This window comes from Ramlibacter sp. GCM10027632 (assembly GCF_042675325.1).
GTDB lineage: Bacteria > Pseudomonadota > Gammaproteobacteria > Burkholderiales > Burkholderiaceae_C > Ramlibacter.
Genome location: NZ_JBHTGW010000010.1, coordinates 97,415 through 120,536 on the forward strand (window position 1 = coordinate 97,415; position 23,122 = coordinate 120,536).

The following is a 23,122-nucleotide window of genomic DNA, read 5'->3' on the forward strand; positions in this document are numbered from 1 at the left end:
AGTATCTCAAATGGCGAACGACTATCTCTTCACCTCCGAATCCGTGTCCGAGGGCCATCCCGACAAGGTGGCCGACCAGATCTCGGATGCCATCCTCGACGCGATCTTCGAGCAGGACCCGCGCAGCCGCGTGGCCGCCGAGACCCTGACCAACACCGGCCTGGTGGTGCTCGCGGGCGAGATCACCACCAACGCCCACGTCGACTACATCCAGGTCGCGCGCGACACCATCAAGCGCATCGGCTACGACAACACCGAGTACGGCATCGACTACAAGGGCTGCGCGGTGATGGTCTGCTACGACAAGCAGTCCAACGACATCGCCCAGGGCGTGGACCACGCCTCCGACGACTACCTGAACATCGGCGCCGGCGACCAGGGCCTGATGTTCGGCTACGCCTGCGACGAGACGCCGGCGCTGATGCCCGCCCCGATCCACTACGCCCACCGCCTGGTGGAGCGCCAGGCGCAGCTTCGCAAGGACGGCCGCCTGCCCTTCCTGCGGCCGGACGCCAAGAGCCAGGTGACCATGCGCTATGTGGACGGCAAGCCCCACAGCATCGACACCGTGGTGCTGTCCACGCAGCACAGCCCCGAGCAGAGCGACGGCCACCACATGAAGCCCTCGTTCGTCGAGGCGGTCATCGAGGAGATCATCAAGCCGGTGCTGCCGCAGGAGTGGCTGAAGGAAACCCGCTACCTGATCAACCCCACCGGCCGCTTCGTCATCGGCGGCCCGCAGGGTGACTGCGGCCTCACCGGCCGCAAGATCATCGTCGACACCTACGGCGGCGCCTGCCCGCATGGCGGTGGCGCCTTCTCCGGCAAGGACCCGTCCAAGGTGGACCGCTCGGCCGCCTACGCGGCGCGCTACGTGGCCAAGAACATCGTCGCCGCCGGCCTGGCCCGCCAGTGCCAGGTGCAGGTGGCCTACGCCATCGGCGTGGCCCGCCCCATGAACGTGACCATCAACACCCAGGGCACGGGCGTGATCGCCGACGAGAAGATCGCCGCCATCGTGAACGAGCTGTTCGACCTGCGCCCGAAGGGCATCATCCAGATGCTGGACCTGCTGCGCCCCATCTACGGCAAGACCGCCGCCTACGGCCACTTCGGCCGCGAGGAGCCGGAGTTCACCTGGGAGCGCACGGACAAGGCTCAGGCGCTGCGTGCAGCGGCCGGCCTCAGCTGAGGGCGGCTCGGGCGCAGCCCGAACCTGAGACTTGGGGGCGTGCTCCTATCGCGAAGCGATGTGAGCGAGCACCACAAGGCCCCACGCTGCGTGCAGCGGCCGGCCTCAAGCAAGGCAAGGCCGCCGTCACCGCGCACCGGCCCGCTCCCGCACGCGGGCCACCACCCCCTCCTTCAAGGCCACGTACGTGGCCTTGTCCATTTCATGCAGCTGCTGCGGGTAGCGCTGCGCCGCGTCGAACCACGCCTCCACCCGCTGGCGGGGCGTCGCCTGCAGCGTGCCGAGGGTGGCGTCGATCGCCAGGTAGTGGCGCATCGCATTGCGCTCCACCACCCCGCGCAGGCCGCCGACCGGCCGGGGCCGGCCGTCCTCTCCCGGCTCGGTGCTGAAGCCCACCTTGCCGGCGCCCGCCGTCGCGAGGTAGGCGCGCATCGCCATCCGGCCCGGCAGCCCGGCGCCGTAGGCGTACCCGAGCCGCAGGAAGCTGCGGCCGCCGGCCAGGGGCATCGCCGCCACCGAGATGCGCAGGTCGCGCGCCCCCATCGGGCCCCGGTCCGCCTCGAGGCGGACCTCGAGGTAGTCCGGCGCCTCGGCCACCGTGCGCACCGACAGCCGCAGCGCGAAGGCCTGCTGCGGCGGCTGGTCGGGCCGGCGCCCCACGCGCAACGCCAGCACCGGTCCGGCCCCGGCCGGATCGCCGCGCGCCGCCGCCCCGCCCTCCCGGTCCTGTGGCACCTCCTCGCAATCGAGCGTGTTGAACGGCAGCACCAGGACCTCGCACCAGCGTCCGGGCGGCCGCAGCGCCTCGCGCACCGCCGCGAACGGGTGCTCCAGCTCCGCATGCACCTCGCCGCGCAGTTCCTCGCCCTGCGCCTGCGACGCCACGTGGATCGGGCGGCCGAACTCGTTGCGCCGCAGGGCCGGCAGCAACTGCGCATGGCGCTCGCGCAGGGCCTGCGCCTGCGCCTGCGCGAGCGCCGGGGATGGGGCCGCCGGCCCCGCCAGGAGCGCGGCGGCCAGCCCGATCGCGGCGGGGCCTCGCGGCATGGCCCTCACACCGCCTCGGCCGCGCCCGGCGCGGGCGCAGGGTCGTCCAGCACCTGCAGCACGTCGAGCTGGACCCCGCCCGTGAACAGCAGGTGGGGCCGCACCGCGTAGGCGAAGCGCCCGCGCGGGCCCAGGTCCAGCACCAGCCGCAGCCGGGGCTCGCGGGGCCCGGGCGCGGCCTGCGCCGCCTCCCAGGCGCGCACGAGCCGGGTGCGCACCAGGGTGTCGTCGCACTGCACGGCGGACAGGCGCGCGTGGTTGCGGGCCACCGCCATGGCGTCGACATAGCCGGGCGCGCCGTGGTGGCGGGTCTGGAAATTGGGCGTGAGGTCGATCGACAGGCACAGGTCGCCGCCGTCGGACTCGAGCATGAAGCGCCGGCCCACCAGCGCCTCGCTGGCCTCGCCGTTGCCGAAGGCCAGCTGCAGGTGGGCCAGCGTGCGCCGCAGGGACTGCCGCATGGCCCCATGCTCGCGTGCCCGCCGGCCGGGCCGCTGTAGGACGGCGCGGCGCGCCCGTGTCCGGGCCCGCAGGCGCGCCGGGGGGCTTCGGCGGGCTCCTACACCGGCTCCCCGGCTTCGCTGACGGGGGCGTATCGCGGCCGGGTCGCACCATCGATGGATCGATGTATTCCCTCCCACCCCACGCGCAGGAGACCGCCATGGCAGCTGAAGAACGTGACCCGAACCGCGACCCCCTCAGCGACGAGAGCGGGTCACATCCCGTAGGTACCGGCGTCGGCGCGGCCGGCGGTGCGGTGGCCGGCGTCGCCGCCGGCACCGCGGCCGGCCCGCTGGGCATGGCCGTGGGCGGCGTCGTCGGCGCCGTGGTCGGCGGCCTGGCCGGCAAGGCCGCGGCCGAGGCCCTCAACCCCAGCGAGGAAGAGGCCCACTGGCGGGACCGCTTCACGCAGGAGCCTTACTACCAGCAAGGCCGCAGCTTCGAGGACTACGGCCCCGCCTACCGCTACGGCGCCGAATCGCGCGCCAGCATCGAGGACGACTGGGACACCGCGGCCACCCGGCTGGAGTCCGGCTGGTCCGGCGCGCGCGGCAGCTCCACGCTGGACTGGGACCAGGCACGCCCTGCCAGCCGCGCGGCGTGGGACCGGGCCGACACGATGCGCACCGGATCCGCGGGCGGCACGGGCACCTCGGGCAGTACGGGCACCATGGGCGCTGCCGCCTCCACGGGCACCACCGGCACCGGCGGTGCGGCCGCCACCGTGGGCGAGGCCCAGCAGGCCGGTGACGACTCCGGCAGCCGCGAGGACGTGCTGGACGTGCTGGAGGACCTGGTCGAGTGCTGCAAGGACGGCGAGTACGGCTTCCGCGAGTGCGCGGACCACGCCAAGCGCGAGGAGTTGCGCGCCACCTTCCGCGAGCGGGCCGAGGACTGCCAGCGCGGCGCGCGCGAACTCCAGGACTGCATCCGCCAGCTCGGCGGCCAGGCCGACGACAGCGGCAGCGCCCTCGGCGCGGTGCACCGTGGCTGGGTCTCGGTACGCGCCATCCTCACGACCCACGACGACGAGGCCATGCTCACCGAGGCCGAGCGCGGCGAGGACAACGCCCTCGCCCGCTACCGCAAGGCGCTCCAGAAGCCCCTGCCCTCGGAGGTGCGCGAGGTCGTCGAGCGGCAGCTGCAGGGCGTGCAGCGCAATCACGACGAGATCAAGAGGCTGCGCGATCGCATGCGGTCCGCCGGCTGAAGCCACGCGCACCGGCCGGCCTCGGCCGGTGCCTTTCCCGCCCCGTCCTTGCGGCATCCGCGAGACCTTGAGGTCCCGCGGATGCCCGGGCTTTTTTCAAACCTGAAGGAGTGATCACCATGGCAACCAAGAGCAACTCGCGCGACACCACGGGTGCGCCCGATGGCGACCTCAACGCCGGCACCGCGGCGGTGGCGGACCTCACGCGCCAGCAAATGGCCAATACCGCCACCACGGCCTGCGCGATGCTGCGCGCGATGGACACCTTCCACCAGACGCAGCAGCACATGATCCAGCGCGCCGCGCTGCTGCAGGAGCAGACGGCGGACCGCCTGCGCACCGCCAACAGCCCCGCGGAGCTCATGGCGATCCAGTCCACCGTGATGCTCTCGGGCCTGAGCGAGGTGGCGCAGTACGCGCAGGAGCTGCTGCTCGCCTCGCTGAAGGCGCAGAACGAGTTCCTCAAGCCCGCGGAGCAGACGCAGCAGATGGCGGGCAGCACCGCGAACGCGGCGACCGCGCCGCTGTTCCAGGCCTGGCAGTCGGTCTTCACCGCGCCGATGCACGCAGCCGGCATGGGCGGCGCGCGGCACCACTGACCGACAGCGGCCAGAACGGCTGCACCGCCACCGCCACCGCCACTGCGGCTGCGGCTGCGGCGTCCGCGCCCTCATGCGTCAAGCCGCTGCAACTGCTTCGGCTTGACAGGAGACACGGTGACTCAGCCCCTCAGCGCCAGCAGCACCGCGCCCGCCCCCGCCACGCCGGCCGCCAGGACGGCGAGGTAAGCCGCCGTGACGCGCGCGCCCACGGCGCGCCCGCCCAGTCCCCAGGCCAGGCCGGCCTTCATCACCATGTTGGAGAACGCGGCGACCAGCATCACGCCGGCCGTGGGCCCCGCAGGGAGCTCGCCGGAGGCGTGCATCTGGACGCTGGAGATCAGGATGGCGTCGACGTCGGCCAGCCCCGACAGGAAGGCCACGCCATACAGGCCCGCATTGCCCAGCGCCTCCCGCGCCGCGCGCGAGGCCACGGCCACCACCGCGAGCGCCAGGCCGAAGCCCAGCGCCGTCGACAGGTCGAACAGCCGGGCCTGCGGCGGCACCGGCGCGGACTCGCCGTCGCGCGCCACGCGCCACTGCCAGGCGGCGACCGCGAAGCAGGCCAGGCCCAGCCATGCCAGCAGCCCGCCCAGTCGCAGGGCGAGGTCGGGCTGGAGCAGGGCCACCACCGTGGCCATGCGGATGAACATCATCCCGCAGGCCGCGACGATCGCCGCCGAGGCGGCGGGCGCCAGGGCGGCCTGCTGGCGCACATGCCGCGAGAGCGTCACCGTCGCCGCGGTCGACGAGGCCAGTCCGCCGAGCAGGCCGGCCCACAGCAGCCCCTGTCGTTCGCCGCGCAGGCGCACGGCGAAATGCCCCGCGAGCGCGAGCGCCGCGACCAGCACCACCGCCAGCCACACCTTGAAGGGATTGACCGCGCCGTAGGGCCCGAGGCCCTCGTCCGGCAGCAGGGGGAGCACCACGGCGGACAGCACCGCCAGCTGCAGCACCGCGTTGAGTTCGGCGGGCTGGATGCGGCGCAGCCACCGGTGCAGCACGTCCTTCATCCCGAGCAGCAGGGTCACCACCACGGCCGCGGCCACCGCCAGCACCTCCTGGCCCTGCGCCGCCAGGGCGCCCAGCGCGAAGGTGACCAGGGCGGCGACGGCGCTGGTGATGCTCACCGTGCCCGAGTCCTTCGCGGCCCGGCGGAAGGTCACCGCGAACAGCGCCGCGATGCAGGCCAGGCCGACCCCGAGCAGCAGCACCGAGGCCTCTGCGACCAGGGCGAGCACGCCGCCCATGAGGCCGATCAGCGCGAAGGTGCGCAGACCGGCGACCCGCCCGCCCTCGCGCACCTCGCGCTCACGCCAGCCCCGCTCGAGGCCGACGAACAGGCCGATCGCCAGGGCCGTGCCCAGGGCACGCGCGGCGGTCAGCAGGTCAGGCTCGGTGGGGGACATCGCTGGCCATGATAGCCAGCGATGTCCCCCGGCGCCCCGCCGGGCGCGGTCAGGCGTTCTCGCCGGCGCTGCGCTTGGCGGCGCCGGGGCCGCCGGCGGTGCGCACGCTCAGGATCATGGTGACGGCCAGGATCGCCACCACCACGCCCAGCGACACCAGGGCCGGGATCTTGAACACGTCGACCAGGCACATCTTGGTGCCGATGAACACCAGGATCACGGCCAGGCCGTAATTGAGCAGGTGGAACTTGCCCGCGACCGCGGCCAGCAGGAAGTACATCGCGCGCAGGCCCAGGATGGCGAACACGTTGCTCGTGAGCACGATGAAGGGGTCGGACGTGATCGCGAAGATGGCGGGGATGGAGTCCACCGCGAAGATCACGTCGGTGAGCGCCACCAGGCAGATCACCATGAACAGGGGCGTGGCGATCTTCTTGCCGTTCTCCACGGTGAAGAACTTCTCGCCGTCGAAGCCCTGGCTCACGGGCATGAGCTTGCGAAGCAGCTTCAGCGCGGGGTTGTCCTCCAGGTCGCTTTCCTGGCCGGCGGCCCACCACATCTTCAGGCCGGTGAGGATCAGGAAGGCGCCGAAGACATACAGGATCCAGTGGAAGTTGGACAGCAGCCAGCCGCCCACCAGGATCATGATCGTGCGCAGCACGATGGCGCCGATGATGCCGATCATGAGCACCCGCTTCTGGAACGCGGGCGGCACCGCGAAGTAGGTGAAGATCAGGAGGAAGACGAAGATGTTGTCCACCGCCAGCGACTTCTCGATCAGGTAGCCGGTGAGGAACTCCAGCGACTTCTCGTTGGCCAGCGCGGTGGAGCCGCTGGTGTCGCGCACCGCCCACCACAGCAGGCCGTTGAAGGCGAAGCTCAGGGCCACCCACACGATGGACCAGTTCAGGGCTTCCTTGACCCCGATCTCGTGGGCCCCCTGCTTCTTCAGGACGACGAAGTCGACGAACAGCGACACCAGGACGATGCCGATGAAGGTGGCCCAGAGCCAGGCCGGTGCGATGGTTTCCATGTTTGCGAGGGAGTGAAGCAGGCGAAGCCCGCACGATAGGGATCCATCGCTCCTTTAAAAATGTCGATTTCCTTGAAGATCATTTCGGAAAAGGCGAAGATTCGCGCATGAGCCTCGGATTCAGCTACCGCCACCTGTACTACTTCTGGGTCGTCGCCAGGGAGGGCGGCATGTCCCGCGCCGCCGAGCGCCTGGGGATGGCGGTGCAGACCGTCTCCACCCAGGTGCGCGAGCTCGAGGCCGACCTGGGCTGCGCGCTGCTCAAGCCGGCGGGCCGGGGCGTGGCGCTGACCGAGGCGGGCCTGGCCGCGATGCGCCAGGCCGACCAGATCTTCCAGCTCGGCGAGGCCTTGCCGGCGGCGGTGCGCGATGCCGCGGGCGCGCCCGGCGTGCGCCTGGCGGTGGGCATCCCCGACGGCCTGCCCAAGCTGGCGGTGCGGCACCTGCTCGAGCCGGTGATCCATGAGCCGCACCTGCGTCTCCTGTGCCACGACGGCGAGTTCGAGGACCTGCTCGGCGAGCTGGCATTGCACAAGCTGGACCTGATCCTGGCCGACCGCCCCGCGCCGGCCAACCCGAGCCTCAAGCTGTACACCCATGCCCTGGGCGGCTCGGCCATCGCCTGGTATGCCTCGCGCGAGCTGGCGCGTACGCTGAAGGCGGTGCAGCGCAAGGCCGGCTCGCTGGCCGAGGCGCTGGCGCAGGTGCCGGTGCTCCTGCCCACCGGCCACGGCGTGCTGCGCGATCGCATCGACCACTGGTTCGAGCGGCACGGGGTGCGTCCGCGCATCGCCGGCGAGTTCGAGGACAGCGCGCTGCTCAAGACTTTCGGCGCCAGCGGCCTGGGCGTCTTCCCCTCGGCCACGATGGTCGACGAGGAGCTGCACGCGCGCTACGGCGTCGAGCAGGTGGGCCCCTGCGAGGGCGTCGAGGAGCACTTTTTCGCGATCACCTGGCAGAAGAAGGTGGAGCACCGGCTGGTGCGGCGCCTGACCGGCCCGCGGGCGGCCTGACCGGCCCGCCCGCGTCGACAGGCTGCCGCCACGGCAGCGGCCGGGCGGGAGACGCGGTGAATCAGGCGTCCAACCGCAGCTGGGCCTCGTCCAGCCAGTACTGGAGCGCCTCGTAGAAGCCCTCCCAGACGCAGCCGTTGCAGCCGCGGCCGCAGCAGGTGGTGGGCTCGGGCGGTGGCGGGCGCATCGCCACGCCGGCGGCCGCCACGCGCGCCTGCACCTGCGCGATGCGCGCGCGGGCGGCGTCGACGTTGGCGGGGACCCGGGGCGGGGGCTGCAGGCTCACGGGGCGATTGTGCCGCCGCCTCCGGGCCGGCGCGGATCGACCCGGGCCGGGCCTTCCGCGGCGCGGCGCATCGGCCTACGATGGAGCCGTCATCGCCGGGTCCGGAGGACGCCATGGAACATGCCGACATTCGCAGGGTGCTGGTGCTGGGCGCGGGCAAGGTGGGCAGCACGGTGGCCGACATGGTCGCCCAGGTCCACGGCCTGCCGGTCACCCTGGCGGACCGCGTCCCGGCCCACGCCGCGCCCGATGACTCGCTGGTGCAGCGGGTCGCGGCCGACCTCGCCGACGACGCCTCGCTCGACGCCCTGCTCGCCGGCCACGAGGCGGTGATCAACGCCCTGCCCTTCTACCTCGCCGAGCGGGTGGCCCGGGCCGCGGCCTCGCACGGCGCGCACTACTTCGACCTGACCGAGGACGTCGCCGCCACCACCGCCATCCGCCGCCTCGCCGTCGACGCCCGCGCGGTGCTGATGCCGCAGTGCGGCCTCGCCCCCGGCGTGATCGGCATGCTGGGCGGCCACCTCGCGCAGCGCTTCGAGACGCTCTACGACCTGCGCCTGCGGGTCGGCGCCCTCACGCGCAACGCCACCAACAGCCTGCGCTACAACTTCACCTGGAGCATCGACGGCGTCATCAACGAGTACTGCAATCCCTGCGATGCCATCGTGCAGGGCAAGCCGGTGCAGGTGCAGCCGCTGGAGGGCCACGAGACCTTCACCCTGGCGGGCGAGGAGTTCGAGGCCTTCAACACCTCGGGCGGCCTGGGCACGCTGTGCGAGACCCTGGCGGGCCGGGTGCGCAACCTCGACTACAAGACCATCCGCTACCCCGGCCACCGCGCGGCGATGCAGTTCCTGCTGCACGACCTGCGCCTGGTGGAGCGGCGCGACCTGCTGCGGCAGGTGCTGGAGCATGCGGTGCCCCACAGCCGGCAGGACCTGGTGATCGTCTTCGCCTCGGCCACCGGACTGCGCGAGGGCCGCTTCGAGCAGGAGACGCGGCTGGCGCGCATCACCGGCGGGCTGCTGCGCGGGCAGCGCCGCACCGCGATCGAATTGACCACGGCCGCCGGCGTGGTGGGCGTGTTCGAGCTGCTTCGCGCCGGCCGGCTGCCCTCGCAGGGCTTCGTGCGGCAGGAGCAAGTGCCGCTGCCCGAGTTCCTGGCCACGCAGGTGGGGCACTACTACGTGGAGCTGGACGATGGGGAGCTCACCCCGGCGGCGCGGCGGCAGGTCGCCTGACCCCAGGCCGCGGGGCGGGCGGCGTCAGCCGCGGTCCTCGTAGACGCCGAGCTTGCGGTGCAGCGGGGACTCGTCGGCCAGGAAGACGAAGGCCGGCTGGCCGGCCGAGAGGTTGCGCAGCGTGACCGCGGTGTAGCCCGGGGCGCAGCAGGTGTCCGCCTCGACCATCGTGAACGGCGCGCTGCCCTCCACGGTCACTTCGGCGCGGCCCTCGATCTGGTGGAACACCTGGGCCGGCGAGCGCGCCGGCAGGCGCAGGGTCTGGCCCGGGCGCAGCATCAGGGCGTAGAAGCCCAGGATGTTCTCGGCGTCCTCGCCGGTCTCCGGATTGACGTAGGTGACCTGCACGCACTCCTGGTCGGGCCGGTCCTGGGCCAGCGATAGCAGCGCCGCGCGGGCATCGGCCCACGGGTAGCGCAGCATCGGGTAGCGCTTGTCCGCGCGCTGGAACACCGTGGTGGGCGCGACGCCGCCGCGCGCATAGCCGCGGTCGCCGTGGGCCGGCTTGACGTGCTGGCGCTGGCCGTCGACGTGGTAGCTGGCCTCCATGTAGTACACCAGGGGCAGGTCCAGCACGTCGAGCCAGACCACGGGCTGGTCGCCGTCATGGCCGTGCTCGTGCCACAGGCCGGTGGGGGTGAGGATCAGGTCGCCGCGCACCATGGGGCACTTCTCGCCTTCCACCGTGGTCCAGGCGCCCTCGCCCTCCACCACCATGCGCACCGCGTTGGGCGTGTGGCGGTGGCTGGGGGCCCACTCGCCGGGCAGCAGCAGCTGCAGGCCCAGGTACATGGCGGCCGAGGCCTGCATCTTCTCCAGGCCATGGCCCGGGTTGGCCAGCACCAGCACGCGCCGCTCGGCCTTCTCGATCGGGGTCAGTTCACCGGACTTCAGCAGCAGCGGCTTGATCGCCGCATACGGCCAGTGGGTGGGCCGGGTCTGGCGCGTCGGCACCTTCGGCGGCAGCACGCCGCGCAGGCTGGGCCACAGCGGCACCAGGTTCAGCTTGCGCAGGTCTTCGACGTACTCCTGGGGCAGGTCAGCGAGGGATCCAAGGTCTTTCATTGCGCCCCCTCCGTCGCAGTGGACAGGCAGTTGGCCACATTCCAGCCATACAGCCACTCGAGCGCATCATGGAAACGCGCCTGGGAGCGACCTCGCCACAGCTCGTTGCGTACCAGGCGCTCGACGCCGCTGGCATGGTACAGGCGGCCCATCTCGCGGCTGGACAGCACGATGCGCGCGGTGCGGGCGACGCGTGAGCGCTGGTACAGGTCCAGCGCCTTCGTCCAGTCGTTGTCGTTCACGCGCAGGGCCTCACCCAGGGTCACCGCGTCCTCCATCGCCATGCAGGCGCCCTGCGCCATGTACTGCGTGGTGGGGTGGGCCGCATCGCCCAGCAGGGTGGCGCGGCCATGAGTCCACTGCGCAATGGGGTCGCGGTCGGCGGTGGCCCACCGCTTCCAGCTTTTGGGCAGCTCGATCAGCTGGCGCGCCTGCGGGCAAATGCCCTGGAAATAGCTTTCGACTTCTTCCTTCGATCCTTCGGTCACGCCCCACTCCTCCTGCCGGCGGCTGTGGAAGGTCACGACCACGTTGTACTGCTCGCCCCCGCGCAGCGGGTAGTGCACCAAGTGACAGTTGGGGCCGACCCACAAGCTGGAGGCATTCCACTGCAGGTCTTTGGGAAAGTCCTTCTTGTCGACCACGGCGCGGTAGACCACGTGGCCGGTCACGCGCGCCGGGTCGCCCACGTACTGCTGGCGCACCACCGACTTCACGCCGTCCGCACCGACCAGGGCCACGCCCCGGTGGGCCTCACCCCGCTGGTCGAACACCGTGACGCCCCGGCCGTCCTGCTCGATGCGCTCGACGCGGGTCGAGGTGAGGCATTCCACCTGCCCGCTGGCCCGCGCCGCGTCAAACAGCGACAGGTGGATATCGGCGCGGTGGATCACCGCATAGGGATTGCCGAAGCGCGCGCGGAACGCCTCGCCGGCCTCGATCCGTGCGACTGTGGCTCCGTCGACGGCATCGGTCATCACCATGTAATCGGTGTAGACCGCCAGGGCGCGGGCCTGGTCGCCGATGCCCAGGGCATCGAAGGCGTGGAACGCATTGGGCCCCAGCTGGATGCCGGCGCCGATCTCGGCGATCTCGGGCGCCTGCTCCATGACCTTCACACGGAAGCCCTGTCGCACCAGCGCCAGGGCGGCAGACAGGCCGCCTATGCCGCCACCGGCAACCAGGACAGGCAGGGACGCATCATTCATTCGACTCTCTCCAGGACATTGAAATTCGGGCGTCAATCGGCACGCAGGTTCAGCCGGTCGAGGACCCGCTGCCAAGTCTTGCGGTCCTCGGCGATGTGCCGTGCCAGCTGCTCGGGCGTCCCCGGGCGGGGGTAGGTGCCCAGCTCGCGGGAGCGGGCCACGACGTCGGGCCGCTGCAGGACTTCGCCCATATCCCGGTTCAACTGGGCCAGCACGTTCGCATCGACGCCCTTCCTGGCGATGACGGCGAACCAGCCCGAGGCGACGGCGCCTGGGACCGTCTTGCTGGCCAGGGGGAACTGCTCGAGCCCGGGCTCGACGCGGTCGCCCATCGAGGCGAGGACCCTCAGCTTGCCGCCCTGCACGTTGCCGGCGACCACGTTGTAGGAGTCGACCATCATCTGCGTCTGTCCGCCCAGGGTGCCCTGGATGGCCTGGGCGCCACCGGGGTAGTGCACGTTCAGGAACTGCACGCCCGACTGCATCGCCAGCAGCGAGGCGGCGAGGTGGGGTCCGGTGCCGCGGCCGACATCCGCGACCTCGAGGCCTTGCGGGCTGGCCTTGGCGGCGGCCAGCGCGTCGGCCAGCGTCTTGTAGGGCGAGTCGGCGGGCACCGCCAGCACGAAGGGCAGGACGGCGGCCAGCGTGACGGGCACGAAGTCGCGATTGAAGTCATAGGTGACGCCCTTGATGATGCTGGGCGCCACGGAGATCGCCGACCCCTGCACGAAGCCGAACGTGCTGCCATCGGCCGGCGCATTGAGGATGGCGGTCATGCCGATGACGCCGCTGCCGCCGGGCTTGTTGTCGACCACGATCGGCTGCCCCCATTTCTCCGTCAGCTTGGTACCCACGAATCGGATCAGGACGTCGGGCGCCGAGCCCGCGGGGAAGGGCACGACGAAGCGCACCGGCGAAGCGGGCCACTTCGCGGCAGGGACCTGGGCCGAGGCACCGGAGGCCACCAGGGCAAGGGCCAGGCTCAACGCTGCACGGCGGGATCGGGACATGGGGTTCAAGGTGTCTCCTCGTGGATGTTGGATGGATGTCGTTCGGGCGGGAGCGTCAGTTGCCGCGGACCGCCACCTCCAGGCGGCCGAGGCCGGTGATCTGAGCGACCATTCGGTCGCCCGGGAAGACCTGCGAGACGCCCTCGGGCGTGCCTGTCATCAGGATGTCGCCTGGCTGCAGCGTGTAGAAGGACGAGGCGAACTCGATCAACGCCGCCACCCCCAGCACCAGGTCACGGGTATTGGCGCGCTGGCGCACCTCGCCATTGACCTCGATCAGCAGTTCCAGCGCGTTCACGTCCGTCACCTCATCGGCCGTCGTCAGCCAGGGCCCGAGCACCGTGTAGCCGTCGGGGGACTTGCGCATGCTGCGCTCCTCGGGGCCGCGCACCGTCATGTCCAGGCCCACGCAGTAGCCGGCCACGTGCGAGAGCGCGTCGGCCGCACGGATGTGGCGGCCGGCCTTGCCGATCACCGCGACCAGCTCGATCTCGTGGTCGTTGCGGCGGTCCGGGCGTGCGATCGCGACCCCGGCACTGGCGCCCACCACCGAGCTGTTGGCCTTCAGGAACAGGCCCACGCGCTGGATCTCCCCGATCTGGTTCTGGTGGTGGATGCCGGAGTCCTCGCGGGCCTCCTGCAAGTGCTTGAGGTAGTTCACCGGCGCAGCGACCACCTTGCCCGGGTTGGCCACCGGGCTGAGAAGCGTCACCGACCCCACGGCATGCCGTGCGCCGCCGCCGTGGGCGGCCACCTCGCGAACCCGTGCGCACACCGCGTCCAGGTTGGCCACCAGCAGGTCGTGGCGGGGCATCGGGTAGCGGCATGCGGGCAGTACCTGCAGCGCCTCGGTCACATCCAGGATCTCTTCGCCCTGCACCAGGCCCAGGCGGTCGTCATTGAAGCGGCAAAGTTTCATGTGGTGTGTTCGTCGGTTCCTCGCCCGGCGGGCGTTGAAGCGAACTCTAGGCAGCCGCCACTATCAATACAATGGAACGACCTTCATATCCTCAATCGGATTTATCAATAATCAGGACCGGACTTGAGCGACCTCGACCTGCGCCACCTGCGGATCTTTCTCGCGCTGCACGCCGCCCGCAACGTCACCCGAGCGGCCGACGCCGTCGGCCTGAGCCAGTCCTCGGTGAGCATCGCCCTCGGTCAGCTGCGCTCGCACTACGACGACCCGCTGTTCGTCCGCACCTCGGGCGGCATGCACCCCACCCCGCGCGCTGAGGCACTGGCACCGGTGGTTCGCCAGGCCCTGCAGCTGCTGGACCAGGGCCTGGAACGGCCCGCGGCCTTCGAGCCTGCGGGCATCACGCGGCGCTTCCGCATCTGCATGACCGACGTGGGGCAGATGACGCTGCTGCCGCGCCTGCTCTCGCGCGTCCACCAGGCCGCGCCGCAGGTGACCCTCGAAGTGGGCGACCTGACCCATGACACCGCCCGCCAGCTCGAGACAGGCGAGGCCGACCTGGCCATGGGCTTCACCGCCGAGATCAAGGCCGGCCACTACCAGCAGAAGCTGTTCGACGAGGGCTTCGCCTGCCTGGTCTCGCGTGACCATCCGCGCATCGGCGAACGCATGACGCTGGCACAGTTCCAGCGCGAGCGCCATGTGAAGGTGATGCTGCCGGCCACGGCCCACTCCATCGTCGACCGGATCCTCGAGCGCAAGGGCGTCCAGCGCACCTTCGGCGTGAGCGTGCCATCGTTTCTCGGACTCAGCGAGGTCCTGGCCAGCTCCGACCTGGTCGCCATCGTGCCCCTGCGCCTGGGAACGATCTTCGCCTCGCGCAACCGGGTGAAGATCGTCTCGCTGCCCTTTCGGTTTCCGACGTACCTGGTGAACCAGTATTGGCACGACCGCTATCACCGCGACCCGGGCAATGCCTGGCTGCGGTCGCTGGTGTACGAGACCGCGCAGGGGCTGCCGCTGCCCCGCAAGGCCGCCGAGGCGGCGCGCTGAGGGTCAGCGGGCACCCGCCTCGTCCACCCAGCCGCCCCCCAGCGCGCGATACAGCTGCACCTGGTTCTGCAGGCGCGCCAGCCGCACCTGGATCGCGGACTGCTGCACCGCGAACAGCGAGCGCTGCGCGTCGAGCAGCTCCAGCGAGCTGGCGACGCCGGCGTCGTGACGCAGCGTTGCCAGGCGCAGGCGCGCGGCCTCGGCCGCGGCCTGGCGCTCCAGCGCCTGCTGCTGCTCGCCGAAGGTGGCGCGGCCCGCCAGGGCGTCGGCCACCTCGCGGAAGGCCGACTGGATGGCCCGCTCGTACTGCGCCACCGCGATGTCGCGCGCGGCCTCGGCCGAGCGCAGGTTGGCGCGGTTGCGGCCGGCGTCGAACACCGTGAGCAGCGCCTGCGGCGCGGCGGCATACGCCCAGGTGCCGCCGGCGAACAGGTCGGACAGGTCCTTGCTCGCCAGCCCCAGGCTGGCGGTCAGCGAGATGCGCGGGAAGAAGGCCGCGCGGGCCGCGCCGATGCTGGCGTTGGCCGCCACCAGCAGCTGCTCGGCCTGGCGCACGTCCGGGCGGCGCGCCAGCACCTCGGAAGGCACGCCGGCCGGCAGGTCCGGCAGCGCAAGGGCGGCGAGGTCCACGCCGCGGCCGGCATCGGCGGGCGCGGGCGCCCCGAGCAGCAGCGACAGCGCGTTCAGGTCCTGCGCCCGCTGGCGCTCCTGCTGCGCCAGCGCGGCGCGGGCCGACTCGGCGAGCGACTCGGCCTGGCGCAGGTCCAGCGCGGACGAGGCGCCGTTGTCGAAGCGCAGCTTGACCAGCCGCAGCGAGTCCTCGCGCGTGGCCAGGGTCTGGCGGGTGAGCGCCAGCAGGGACTCGTCGGCGGCCAGCTGCAGCCAGGTGCTGGCCACGCCCGCCAGCAGCACGGACTGGGCCGCCCTGCGGCCCTCCTCGCTGGCGAGGTACTGCGCGCCGGCGGCCTCGCCCAGGCTGGCCAGGCGCCCGAACAGGTCGATCTCCCAGGCCGTGACGGTGAAGCCCGCGGTGTACGAGGTGGTGGTGCCGCCGCTCGAGTTCGGCGCGCGCGAGCCGGCCACGCCGGCCCCCACAGTGGGGAAGCGGTCGGCCTCGCGCACGGTGACCTGGGCGCGGGCCTGGGCCACGTTCAGCAGGGCGATGCGCAGGTCGCGGTTGTTGCGAAGCGCGGTGGCCTGCAGCGCCTGCAGGCGCGCGTCGGTGAAGAAGCGCTGCCAGGCCAGGGCGTCCGCCGGCGCGCCCTCCGGGGCGGCGGCGTGGGGCCACTGCGCGGACACCGGCGCGGCGGGGCGCTCGTAGGCCGGCATCAGGCTGCAGCCGGCGGCCAGGGCCGCGACCGCGGCCACCAGGGCGAGGCGGAAGGTCGTGCGGCTCATACCTGGTCTCCTGCGCGCGCGCCCGGGGGCGGCTCGGCGTCGTTGGCGTGGGTGTAGAGGCGGCGCTGGCGCTCGCTGTCCTTGAACAGGCCGCGCACCACCACGAAAAACACGGGGACGAAGAACACCGCCAGCACCGTGCCGGTGAACATGCCGCCGATCACCGCGGTGCCGATGGCGCGCTGGCTGGCCGAGCCCGCGCCGGTGGCGATGGCCAGCGGCAGCACGCCCAGGCCGAAGGCCAGCGAGGTCATGAGGATGGGGCGGAAGCGCAGGTGCGCGGCGGCCAGCGCCGACTCGACCAGGCCCTTGCCCTGGGCCTGCAGGTCCTTGGCGAATTCGATGATCAGGATGGCGTTCTTCGCCGACAGGCCGATGATGGTCACCAGGCCCACCTGGAAGTAGATGTCGTTGGCGTAGCCGCGCAGCCAGGTCGCCACCAGCACCCCGAGCACGCCCAGGGGCACGACCAGGATCACCGCCAGCGGGATCGACCAGCTCTCGTACAGCGCCGCCAGGCACAGGAACACCGCCAGGATGGCGAAGCCATAGAGCACCAGCGCCTGCGCGCCGGCGAGCTTCTCCTCGCGCGACTGGCCGGTCCACTCGTAGGCGAAGCCGGCGGGCAGCTGGGCGGCCAGGCGCTCCATCTCGGCCATCGCGGCGCCGGTGCTGTAGCCCGGGGCGGGCGCGCCGGAGATGCGCATCGCGGGGTAGCCGTTGTAGCGGACCGCCTGCATCGCGCCGGAGACCCAGCGCGTCGACGCGAAGGCCGACAGCGGCACCGGCTGGCCCTTGGCGTTGACCGCGTTCAGGCGCAGCAGGTCGGCCGGCTGCATGCGCGCCGGCGCGTCGGCCTGGACGATCACCCGCTGCAGGCGGCCGCGGTTCGGGAAGTCGTTGATGTAGGCCGAGCCCAGCGCGGTGGACAGCACGCTGTTGATGGCGTCGAAGGACACGCCCAGGGCCTGGGCCTTGTCGCGGTCGATGTCCAGCTGCAGCTGCGGCGCGTCCTCCAGGCCGTCGGGGCGGACCTGGGTGATGACCTTGCTCTGCGCGGCCATCCCGAGCAGCTGGTTGCGCGCGTCGAGCAGGGCCTGCGGGCCGTTGCCGGCGCGGTCCTGCAGGCGGAAGGTGAAGCCGGAGGCGGTGCCCAGCTCGGGGATGGGGGGCGGGCTCAGGGGGAAGATGAAGGCGTCGCGCACCGCCATGAGCGCGCCGAAGGCCCGGCCGGCCACGCCCTGCGCGGAGTGGGCCTCGCCCTTGCGCTCGTCCCAGTCCTTGAGGGTGACGAAGGCCAGCGCCGCGTTCTGGCCCTGGCCGGAGAAGGAGAAGCCCAGCACGCCGACCATGCTCTGGACCTCGGGCTGCTTCAGGATGAAGCCCTCGACCTGCTCCATCGCCGAGCGGGTGCGCTCCTGCGTGGCCCCCGGGGGCAGCTGCACGTTCACCAGCATGTAGCCCTGGTCCTCCGCCGGCAGGAAGGAGGTGGGCAGGCGCAGGTACACCACGCCCGCGACCGCGGCGATGGCGCCGTAGACGACCAGCGAGCGGCCGGCCTTGCGCAGCAGGCGCGCGACCAGCGACTCGTAGCCCTTGGCGGTGCGGGCGAAGCCGCGGTTGAAGGCGCCGAAGAAGCCGCGCTTCTCGTGGTGGTGGCCGGCCTCGACCGGCTTGAGCAGCGAGGCGCACAGGGCCGGCGTGAGCGACAGCGCCATCAGCGCGGAAAAGGCGATGGCCGAGACCATCACCGCCGCGAACTGGCGGTAGATGTTGCCGGTGGAGCCGGCGAAGAAGGCCAGCGGCACGAACACCGAGATCAGCACCACGGTCACGCCGATGATGGCGCCCTGGATCTGGCCCATGGCCTTGCGGGTGGCCTCGCGCGGCGGCAGCCCCTCCTCGCTCATGATCCGCTCGACGTTCTCCACCACCACGATGGCGTCGTCCACCACGATGCCGATCACCAGCACCATGCCGAACATGGTGAGCACGTTGATCGAGAAGCCCAGGGCCAGCAGCGAGGCGAAGGCGCCCAGCAGGGCCACCGGCACGACCAGGGTGGGGATCAGCGTGTAGCGCCAGTCCTGCAGGAACAGGAACATCACCAGGAACACCAGGATGACGGCCTCGACCAGGGTCTCGACCACCTGGGAGATGGAGATGCGCACGAAACGCGAGCTGTCGTAGGGCATGTCCCACTTCATGCCGGCGGGGAAGTAGGCCGCCAGCTCGCCCATGCGCTTGCGCACCGCGTCGGCGGTGGCCAGGGCATTGCCGGTGGGCGCCAGCTGCACGCCGATGCCGGTGGAGGGCTTGCCGTTCAGGCGGGCGGAGGTGGCGAAGGTCTGGGCATTGAGCTCGACGCGGGCGACGTCCTTCAGGCGCACGGCGGCCCCGTCGGCGCCGGCGCGCAGGACGATGTTGGAGAACTGCTCCACGCTCGAGAGCTGGCCGTTGACGACCACGGTGGCCGAGATGCCCTGGCCGGCGATGTTCGGCAGGTCACCGAGGGTGCCGGCCGAGACCTGGGCGTTCTGCGCGCGGATCGCGGCGTTGACCTCGGCGGCCGAGAGGTTGAAGGCGGCGAGCTTCTGCGGGTCGATCCACACGCGCATGGCGGCCTCGGTGCCGAACAGCTGGGCCTGGCCCACGCCCGGCACCCGCTGGATCTCGGGCAGCACGGCGCGGGCGGCGTAGTCGCCGAGGTCGACCGGCGTGAACTTGGGGTCGTCCGAGGAGAGGATCGCGAACAGCAGGAAGTTCGAGCGGGACTTCTCCACCCGCACGCCCTGCTGCGTCACCGCGCTGGGCAGGCGCGGCGAGGCGCGCGCGAGGCGGTTCTGCACGTCGACCTGGGCCAGGTCGGGATTGGTGCCGGGGTCGAAGCTCAGGGTGATCTGGCCGGTGCCGTTGGCCTGGGCCACCGACTCCATGTAGATCAGCCCGGGCGAGCCGTTCATTTCCTGCTCGATGATGCTGATCACGCTCTCCTCGAGCGTGCGCGCCGAGGCCCCCGGGTAGGTGGCCGAGACCACGATGGCGGGCGGCGCCACCGAGGGGTACTGGGCGATCGGCAGCTGCTTGATGGCGACCGCGCCGAGCACGATCAGGAACAGCGCGATGACCCAGGCGAAGACCGGGCGGTCGATGAAGAACTTGGCCATGGCGCGGCCTCAGGAACGCTGGGAGGCGGCGGAGGCCGGGGCAGCCGGGGCGGCGGAAGCGGCCGGCGCGGGGGCGGAGGCCGGGGCCGAGGCGCCGCTGGCCGCGGCCGCCGGCTTGCCGCCGGTCCAGGGCACGGGCTTGACCGGGGCGCCCGGCATCATCTTCTGGAAGCCGTCGACGACCACCTGCTCGCCGGCCTTCAGGCCGTCGAGGATCACCCACTGGCCGGCCTGCGCATCGCCCACCTTGACCGGCCGGGTCGCCACCTGGCCGCCCTCGCCCACCACCATCACCGTGTCGCCCTGCGGCGTGCGGGTGACGGCCTGCTGCGGCAGCAGCACCGCGTTGCCGGCGCGGGCCTGCTCCAGGCGGACGCGGACATACAGGCCCGGCAGCAGCTGGCCCTTGGGGTTGGGGACCTCGGCGCGCAGCGTGACCTGGCCGGTGGCGGGGTCGACGGTGAGGTCGGAGAACAGCAGGCGGCCCGCCAGCGGGTACTCGCTGCCGTCTTCCAGCAGCACCCGCACCGCGGCGCCCTCGGCCCGGGCGGCGCGCTGCAGGCGGCCCTGCTCGAGGGCGCGGCGCAGGGCCAGGGCCTCGTTGGCCGACTGGGTGAAGTTCACGTACAGCGGATCGATCTGCTGCACCAGCGCCAGCGGCGTGGACTCGGCCTGGCCGACCAGTGCGCCCTCGGTGACCAGGGCGCGGCCGATGCGCCCGGCGATGGGCGAGGTGACCGAGGCCTGGTCCAGGTTGATCTGCGCGGTGGTGACGGCGGCCTGCGCCGCGGCCACCTCGGCCTCGGCCTGCTTCTGCGCGGCGACCGCGTTGGCGTACTCCTGCTTGCTCACCGCGTTGGCCTCGACCAGCGGCTTGTAGCGGTCAGCCAGCGCGGCGGCGGCGGCCAGGTTGGCCTGGGCGCGGGCCTGCGAAGCCTGGGCGCTGGCCAGGGCGGCCTTGTATGGCGCCGGGTCGATGCGGAACAGGAGCTGGCCGGCCTTCACGTCGGAGCCCTCGCGGAACACCCGCTCCTGCACGATGCCGGTGGCCCGGGCGCGGACCTGCGCGACGCGCGAGGCCTCGAGGCGGCCGGGCAGCTCGGTCTGCAGGCCCACGGTGCCCGGCGTGACGGTGACGACTCCGACCTGGGCCGGCGGCATGCCCCCGCCCTGCGGCCCCCCGCCCTGGCCGGGCCCCTTGCTGCAGGCGGACAGGAAGACGGCAGCGGCCAGGCAGGCGCCGGCCGCGAGGAATCGGAGAGGGCTCTTGGGCATGGGGATCGGTGGAGCCGGCCGTGACAGTGACCGGACCGCGCAGTGTATCGACGCGCCCCGGCGCCACCGTGTCAGTTCGGTAAAGCCCGCCCGTTGCCCGAAGGCCATTCGCGCCGCCGCTTGCCAGCGGCCTCAAAGCGTGTGCACATCCACCTCGATCCGCCCCAGGCCGGTGATCTGCGCCACCATGCGGTCGCCCGGGAAGACCTGCGAGACGCCCTCGGGCGTGCCCGTCATGAGGATGTCGCCCGGCTGCAGCGTGTAGAACGACGAGGCGAACTCGATCAACTGCGCCACCCCCAGGATCAGGTCCCGCGTACTGGCGCGCTGGCGCACCTCGCCATTGACCTCGATCAGCAGCTCCAGGTTGCCGACATCGCCGACCTCGTCGGCCGTGGTCAGCCAGGGACCCAGCACGGTGTAGCCGTCGGGCGACTTGCGCATGCTGCGCTCCTCGGGGCCGCGCACCGTCATGTCCAGCCCCACGCAGTAGCCCGCCACGTGCGACAGCGCCTGCGCCGCGGGGATGTGGCGGCCGGCCTTGCCGATCACCGCCACCAGTTCGATCTCGTGGTCGTTGCGCCGCTCGGGCCGCGCGATCGCCACCCCGGCGCTCGCCCCCACCACCGAGCTGGTCGCCTTCAGGAACAGGCCCACCCGCTGGATCTCGCCGATCTGGTTCTGGTGGTGGATGCCCGAGTCGTCACGCGCCTCCTGCAGGTGCTTCATGTAGTTCACCGGCGCGGCCACCACCTTGCCCGGGTTGGCCACGGGGCTCAGGAGCTTCACCCCGGCCAGCGGGCGGCGCACGGCGCCGGGCTGCGCCGCGAGCTGGCGCACCCGGGCGCACACCGCCTCGAGGTTCGCCACCAGCAGGTCATGCCGCGGCAGCGGATAGCGGCAGGCGGGCAGCACCTGCAGGGCCTCGGTGACATCGAGGACCTCCTCGCCCTGCACCAGGCCAAGGCGGTCGTCGTCGAAGCGGCAAAGTTGCATGCGATACCTCCGTGGAATGCGCGGATTCTGGCCGAGCCCTCGGCCCGCGGGGGTCTCCCGGGTTACTGCGCCGGCCGGTATGATGCGCCGCACCAATCCGGGGCCCCCGGGGCCCGACCGACTGCCATGTTCCGCACCCTGCTCAAATCCAAGATCCACCGCGTCGCCGCGACCCACGCCGAACTCCACTACGAAGGCTCCTGCGCCATCGACGAAGACCTGCTCGATGCCGCCGACATCATGGAGAACGAGCAGGTCCACATCTGGAACATCAACAACGGCGAGCGCTTCGTGACCTACGCCATCCGCGCGCAGCGTGGCAGCGGCATCATCTCGGTCAACGGCTCCGCCGCGCGCCGCGCCAGCGTGGGCGACCTGCTGATCATCGCCAGCTTCGCCCAGGTCCACGAGACCCAGGTGAAGGAGCACCAGCCCAAGCTGGTGTTCGTGGACGAGGCCAACCGCCAGAAGGAACTGCGGCACGCCGTGCCCGTGCAGCAGCCCTGACGCCGGCCCGGGCCGCACGCCAGGAGCGATTCCATGAAGATCGATTTCGACGGCGTGCAGGCCTTCGTCGCGGTGGCCGAACTGGGCGGCTTCAGCAAGGCCGCGAGCGAACTGCACATCACGCAGACCGCCCTGACACGCCGCATCCAGAAGCTGGAGGCCTACCTCGGCCTGCGCCTGCTCGATCGGACCACGCGGCGCGTGGACCTGACCGCCGTCGGCCGCGACTTCCTGCCCCAGGCCCGCGCCATCGTCCAGGAGATGACCGCCGCGGTGGACCGGCTCAAGGACATGTCGCTGCGCGCCCGCGGCCACTTCACCCTGGCCTGCATCCCCTCGATGACCTCGCACGTGCTCCCCAAGGTCATCCAGCAGTACGCCGGGCAGTACCCGGACAACCGCATCCGCCTGCTGGACGGCGCCTCGCAGGAGGTGCGCGACGCGGTGCTGGCGGGCCAGGCCGAACTGGGCATCGCGGTGCAGGGCGAGAAGCACCCCGACCTGGCGGAGACCGTGCTGCTGGCGGACCCGCTCGTCTTCATCTGCCGCGCCCCGCACCCGCTGCAGGCGCGGCGCTCGGTGACCTGGGCCGACATGCGCGACGCCGACCTGATCGGCGTGAGCAGCTTCACCGCCACCCGCGTCTTCATGGACTACCAGCTCGCCAAGCGGGGCATCCGCCTGCATGGCAACTACGAGGTGCAGCACCATGCCACCGCGGTGAACTTCGTGGCCGCCGGCGTGGGCAGCGCGATCCTGCCCTCCTCCACCTTCCGCAAGGGGGACCGCCCCGGCGTGCACAAGATCCCGCTCACCCACCCGGTGGTACGGCGCAAGGTGGTCCTGCTGCGGCCTGCCCGCGGCACGCTGTCGCCGGCCGCCCAGGCCTTCGCGGACCTGGTCCGGGGCGTCCGGATCGACGACTAGGGTGTGTCATCGGATTCCCCGGCCCGGGGAATCCGATGACACACCCTAGGGCCGTCTCGGCCA

The 23,122-nt window shown here is 71.8% G+C and carries 21 protein-coding genes; 8 read left to right on the forward strand and 13 right to left on the reverse strand.

The genetic code is table 11. The features are described 5' to 3' along the window. Positions 1–10 precede the first annotated feature (10 nt). On the forward strand, positions 11–1,192 hold the full coding sequence (gene metK, locus ACFQZY_RS15520) for a methionine adenosyltransferase (protein ID WP_377417440.1): 1,182 nt from the start codon (positions 11–13) through the stop codon (positions 1,190–1,192). A 126-nt stretch (positions 1,193–1,318) separates the two neighbouring features. Here metK and ACFQZY_RS15525 read toward each other — a convergent pair whose 3' ends face one another. Continuing rightward, positions 1,319–2,239, reverse strand: a complete 921-nt coding sequence (locus tag ACFQZY_RS15525) for a hypothetical protein (RefSeq protein WP_377417442.1) — start codon at positions 2,237–2,239, stop codon at positions 1,319–1,321. A 5-nt stretch (positions 2,240–2,244) separates the two neighbouring features. After that, positions 2,245–2,700 (reverse strand): hypothetical protein, encoded by a 456-nt coding sequence (locus ACFQZY_RS15530; protein WP_377417444.1) that lies wholly within the window; start codon positions 2,698–2,700, stop codon positions 2,245–2,247. Positions 2,701–2,900: 200 nt separating this feature from the next. On the opposite strand from ACFQZY_RS15530, the gene ACFQZY_RS15535 reads away from it, so the two are divergent. Further along, positions 2,901–3,950, forward strand: coding sequence for a PA2169 family four-helix-bundle protein (locus tag ACFQZY_RS15535; RefSeq protein ID WP_377417446.1), 1,050 nt, complete (start codon positions 2,901–2,903; stop codon positions 3,948–3,950). Between the two features lie 119 nt (positions 3,951–4,069). Continuing rightward, positions 4,070–4,549 (forward strand): phasin family protein, encoded by a 480-nt coding sequence (locus ACFQZY_RS15540; protein ID WP_377417448.1) that lies wholly within the window; start codon positions 4,070–4,072, stop codon positions 4,547–4,549. Between the two features lie 122 nt (positions 4,550–4,671). On the opposite strand, the gene ACFQZY_RS15545 is transcribed toward ACFQZY_RS15540, so the two are convergent. Both ACFQZY_RS15545 and ACFQZY_RS15550 read right to left on the reverse strand, forming a co-directional pair. Continuing rightward, positions 4,672–5,958 carry an MgtC/SapB family protein gene (locus tag ACFQZY_RS15545; protein WP_377417450.1) on the reverse strand — a complete coding sequence of 429 codons (1,287 nt, stop codon included), beginning with the start codon at positions 5,956–5,958 and terminating at the stop codon, positions 4,672–4,674. A gap of 49 nt (positions 5,959–6,007) precedes the next feature. Next, positions 6,008–6,991: a TerC family protein gene (locus ACFQZY_RS15550; RefSeq protein ID WP_377417452.1), complete on the reverse strand. Its 984-nt coding sequence runs from the start codon at positions 6,989–6,991 to the stop codon at positions 6,008–6,010. A 107-nt stretch (positions 6,992–7,098) separates the two neighbouring features. Between ACFQZY_RS15550 and ACFQZY_RS15555 the strand changes: the two genes are divergently transcribed. Further along, complete coding sequence (locus ACFQZY_RS15555) at positions 7,099–8,004, forward strand: LysR family transcriptional regulator (protein ID WP_377417454.1); 906 nt, start codon at positions 7,099–7,101, stop codon at positions 8,002–8,004. A 61-nt stretch (positions 8,005–8,065) separates the two neighbouring features. Here ACFQZY_RS15555 and ACFQZY_RS15560 read toward each other — a convergent pair whose 3' ends face one another. Next, entirely contained in the window at positions 8,066–8,290 is a 225-nt protein-coding gene (locus tag ACFQZY_RS15560) for an oxidoreductase-like domain-containing protein (protein WP_377417455.1), read from the reverse strand. Positions 8,291–8,403: 113 nt separating this feature from the next. On the opposite strand from ACFQZY_RS15560, the gene ACFQZY_RS15565 reads away from it, so the two are divergent. Beyond that, a complete protein-coding gene (locus ACFQZY_RS15565; protein WP_377417457.1) occupies positions 8,404–9,534 on the forward strand; it encodes a saccharopine dehydrogenase family protein in 1,131 nt (376 codons plus the stop codon). Positions 9,535–9,558: 24 nt separating this feature from the next. On the opposite strand, the gene ACFQZY_RS15570 is transcribed toward ACFQZY_RS15565, so the two are convergent. From ACFQZY_RS15570 to ACFQZY_RS15585, 4 genes are read right to left on the reverse strand one after another with little or no spacing between them, the layout of a single operon-like run. Beyond that, on the reverse strand, positions 9,559–10,599 hold the full coding sequence (locus tag ACFQZY_RS15570) for a cupin domain-containing protein (RefSeq protein WP_377417459.1): 1,041 nt from the start codon (positions 10,597–10,599) through the stop codon (positions 9,559–9,561). Then, a complete protein-coding gene (locus ACFQZY_RS15575) occupies positions 10,596–11,807 on the reverse strand; it encodes a 3-hydroxybenzoate 6-monooxygenase (RefSeq protein WP_377417461.1) in 1,212 nt (403 codons plus the stop codon). Before ACFQZY_RS15575 ends, ACFQZY_RS15570 begins: the two co-directional genes overlap by 4 nt. Positions 11,808–11,839: 32 nt before the next feature. Continuing rightward, positions 11,840–12,817 carry a Bug family tripartite tricarboxylate transporter substrate binding protein gene (locus ACFQZY_RS15580; protein WP_377417463.1) on the reverse strand — a complete coding sequence of 326 codons (978 nt, stop codon included), beginning with the start codon at positions 12,815–12,817 and terminating at the stop codon, positions 11,840–11,842. Positions 12,818–12,872: 55 nt separating this feature from the next. Further along, positions 12,873–13,736, reverse strand: coding sequence for a fumarylacetoacetate hydrolase family protein (locus ACFQZY_RS15585; protein WP_377417465.1), 864 nt, complete (start codon positions 13,734–13,736; stop codon positions 12,873–12,875). A gap of 123 nt (positions 13,737–13,859) precedes the next feature. Between ACFQZY_RS15585 and ACFQZY_RS15590 the strand changes: the two genes are divergently transcribed. Further along, on the forward strand, positions 13,860–14,789 hold the full coding sequence (locus ACFQZY_RS15590) for a LysR family transcriptional regulator (protein ID WP_377417467.1): 930 nt from the start codon (positions 13,860–13,862) through the stop codon (positions 14,787–14,789). Between the two features lie 3 nt (positions 14,790–14,792). On the opposite strand, the gene ACFQZY_RS15595 is transcribed toward ACFQZY_RS15590, so the two are convergent. From ACFQZY_RS15595 to ACFQZY_RS15610, 4 genes are all read right to left on the reverse strand, one after another. Further along, a complete protein-coding gene (locus tag ACFQZY_RS15595) occupies positions 14,793–16,187 on the reverse strand; it encodes an efflux transporter outer membrane subunit (RefSeq protein WP_377417469.1) in 1,395 nt (464 codons plus the stop codon). Beyond that, positions 16,184–19,354 carry an efflux RND transporter permease subunit gene (locus ACFQZY_RS15600; RefSeq protein ID WP_377417471.1) on the reverse strand — a complete coding sequence of 1,057 codons (3,171 nt, stop codon included), beginning with the start codon at positions 19,352–19,354 and terminating at the stop codon, positions 16,184–16,186. The genes ACFQZY_RS15595 and ACFQZY_RS15600 overlap by 4 nt, the downstream gene beginning before the upstream one ends. Before the next feature lie 9 nt (positions 19,355–19,363). Further along, positions 19,364–20,629 carry an efflux RND transporter periplasmic adaptor subunit gene (locus ACFQZY_RS15605; RefSeq protein ID WP_377417473.1) on the reverse strand — a complete coding sequence of 422 codons (1,266 nt, stop codon included), beginning with the start codon at positions 20,627–20,629 and terminating at the stop codon, positions 19,364–19,366. A 132-nt stretch (positions 20,630–20,761) separates the two neighbouring features. Next, the gene (locus ACFQZY_RS15610; RefSeq protein ID WP_377417475.1) at positions 20,762–21,625 is read right to left on the reverse strand and encodes a fumarylacetoacetate hydrolase family protein; all 864 of its coding nucleotides are present in this window, start codon (positions 21,623–21,625) and stop codon (positions 20,762–20,764) included. A 126-nt stretch (positions 21,626–21,751) separates the two neighbouring features. Here ACFQZY_RS15610 and panD point away from each other — a divergent pair, with 126 nt between their 5' ends. Then, positions 21,752–22,132: an aspartate 1-decarboxylase gene (panD, locus tag ACFQZY_RS15615; protein WP_377417477.1), complete on the forward strand. Its 381-nt coding sequence runs from the start codon at positions 21,752–21,754 to the stop codon at positions 22,130–22,132. 33 nt (positions 22,133–22,165) lie between these two features. Then, entirely contained in the window at positions 22,166–23,059 is an 894-nt protein-coding gene (locus ACFQZY_RS15620) for a LysR family transcriptional regulator (protein ID WP_377417479.1), read from the forward strand. Positions 23,060–23,122 lie beyond the last annotated feature (63 nt).

Coding starts and splice junctions, on each gene's coding strand:
- ACFQZY_RS15620 (WP_377417479.1), top strand. CDS start 22,166: ATGAAGATCGATTTCGACGGCGTGCAGGCCTTCGTCGCGGTGGCCGAA.
- ACFQZY_RS15570 (WP_377417459.1), bottom strand. CDS start 10,599: ATGAAAGACCTTGGATCCCTCGCTGACCTGCCCCAGGAGTACGTCGAA.
- ACFQZY_RS15595 (WP_377417469.1), bottom strand. CDS start 16,187: ATGAGCCGCACGACCTTCCGCCTCGCCCTGGTGGCCGCGGTCGCGGCC.
- ACFQZY_RS15530 (WP_377417444.1), bottom strand. CDS start 2,700: ATGCGGCAGTCCCTGCGGCGCACGCTGGCCCACCTGCAGCTGGCCTTC.
- ACFQZY_RS15540 (WP_377417448.1), top strand. CDS start 4,070: ATGGCAACCAAGAGCAACTCGCGCGACACCACGGGTGCGCCCGATGGC.
- panD (WP_377417477.1), top strand. CDS start 21,752: ATGTTCCGCACCCTGCTCAAATCCAAGATCCACCGCGTCGCCGCGACC.
- ACFQZY_RS15575 (WP_377417461.1), bottom strand. CDS start 11,807: ATGAATGATGCGTCCCTGCCTGTCCTGGTTGCCGGTGGCGGCATAGGC.
- ACFQZY_RS15610 (WP_377417475.1), bottom strand. CDS start 21,625: ATGCAACTTTGCCGCTTCGACGACGACCGCCTTGGCCTGGTGCAGGGC.
- ACFQZY_RS15555 (WP_377417454.1), top strand. CDS start 7,099: ATGAGCCTCGGATTCAGCTACCGCCACCTGTACTACTTCTGGGTCGTC.
- ACFQZY_RS15580 (WP_377417463.1), bottom strand. CDS start 12,817: ATGTCCCGATCCCGCCGTGCAGCGTTGAGCCTGGCCCTTGCCCTGGTG.
- ACFQZY_RS15585 (WP_377417465.1), bottom strand. CDS start 13,736: ATGAAACTTTGCCGCTTCAATGACGACCGCCTGGGCCTGGTGCAGGGC.
- ACFQZY_RS15525 (WP_377417442.1), bottom strand. CDS start 2,239: ATGCCGCGAGGCCCCGCCGCGATCGGGCTGGCCGCCGCGCTCCTGGCG.
- ACFQZY_RS15545 (WP_377417450.1), bottom strand. CDS start 5,958: ATGTCCCCCACCGAGCCTGACCTGCTGACCGCCGCGCGTGCCCTGGGC.
- ACFQZY_RS15600 (WP_377417471.1), bottom strand. CDS start 19,354: ATGGCCAAGTTCTTCATCGACCGCCCGGTCTTCGCCTGGGTCATCGCG.
- metK (WP_377417440.1), top strand. CDS start 11: ATGGCGAACGACTATCTCTTCACCTCCGAATCCGTGTCCGAGGGCCAT.
- ACFQZY_RS15535 (WP_377417446.1), top strand. CDS start 2,901: ATGGCAGCTGAAGAACGTGACCCGAACCGCGACCCCCTCAGCGACGAG.
- ACFQZY_RS15605 (WP_377417473.1), bottom strand. CDS start 20,629: ATGCCCAAGAGCCCTCTCCGATTCCTCGCGGCCGGCGCCTGCCTGGCC.
- ACFQZY_RS15565 (WP_377417457.1), top strand. CDS start 8,404: ATGGAACATGCCGACATTCGCAGGGTGCTGGTGCTGGGCGCGGGCAAG.
- ACFQZY_RS15550 (WP_377417452.1), bottom strand. CDS start 6,991: ATGGAAACCATCGCACCGGCCTGGCTCTGGGCCACCTTCATCGGCATC.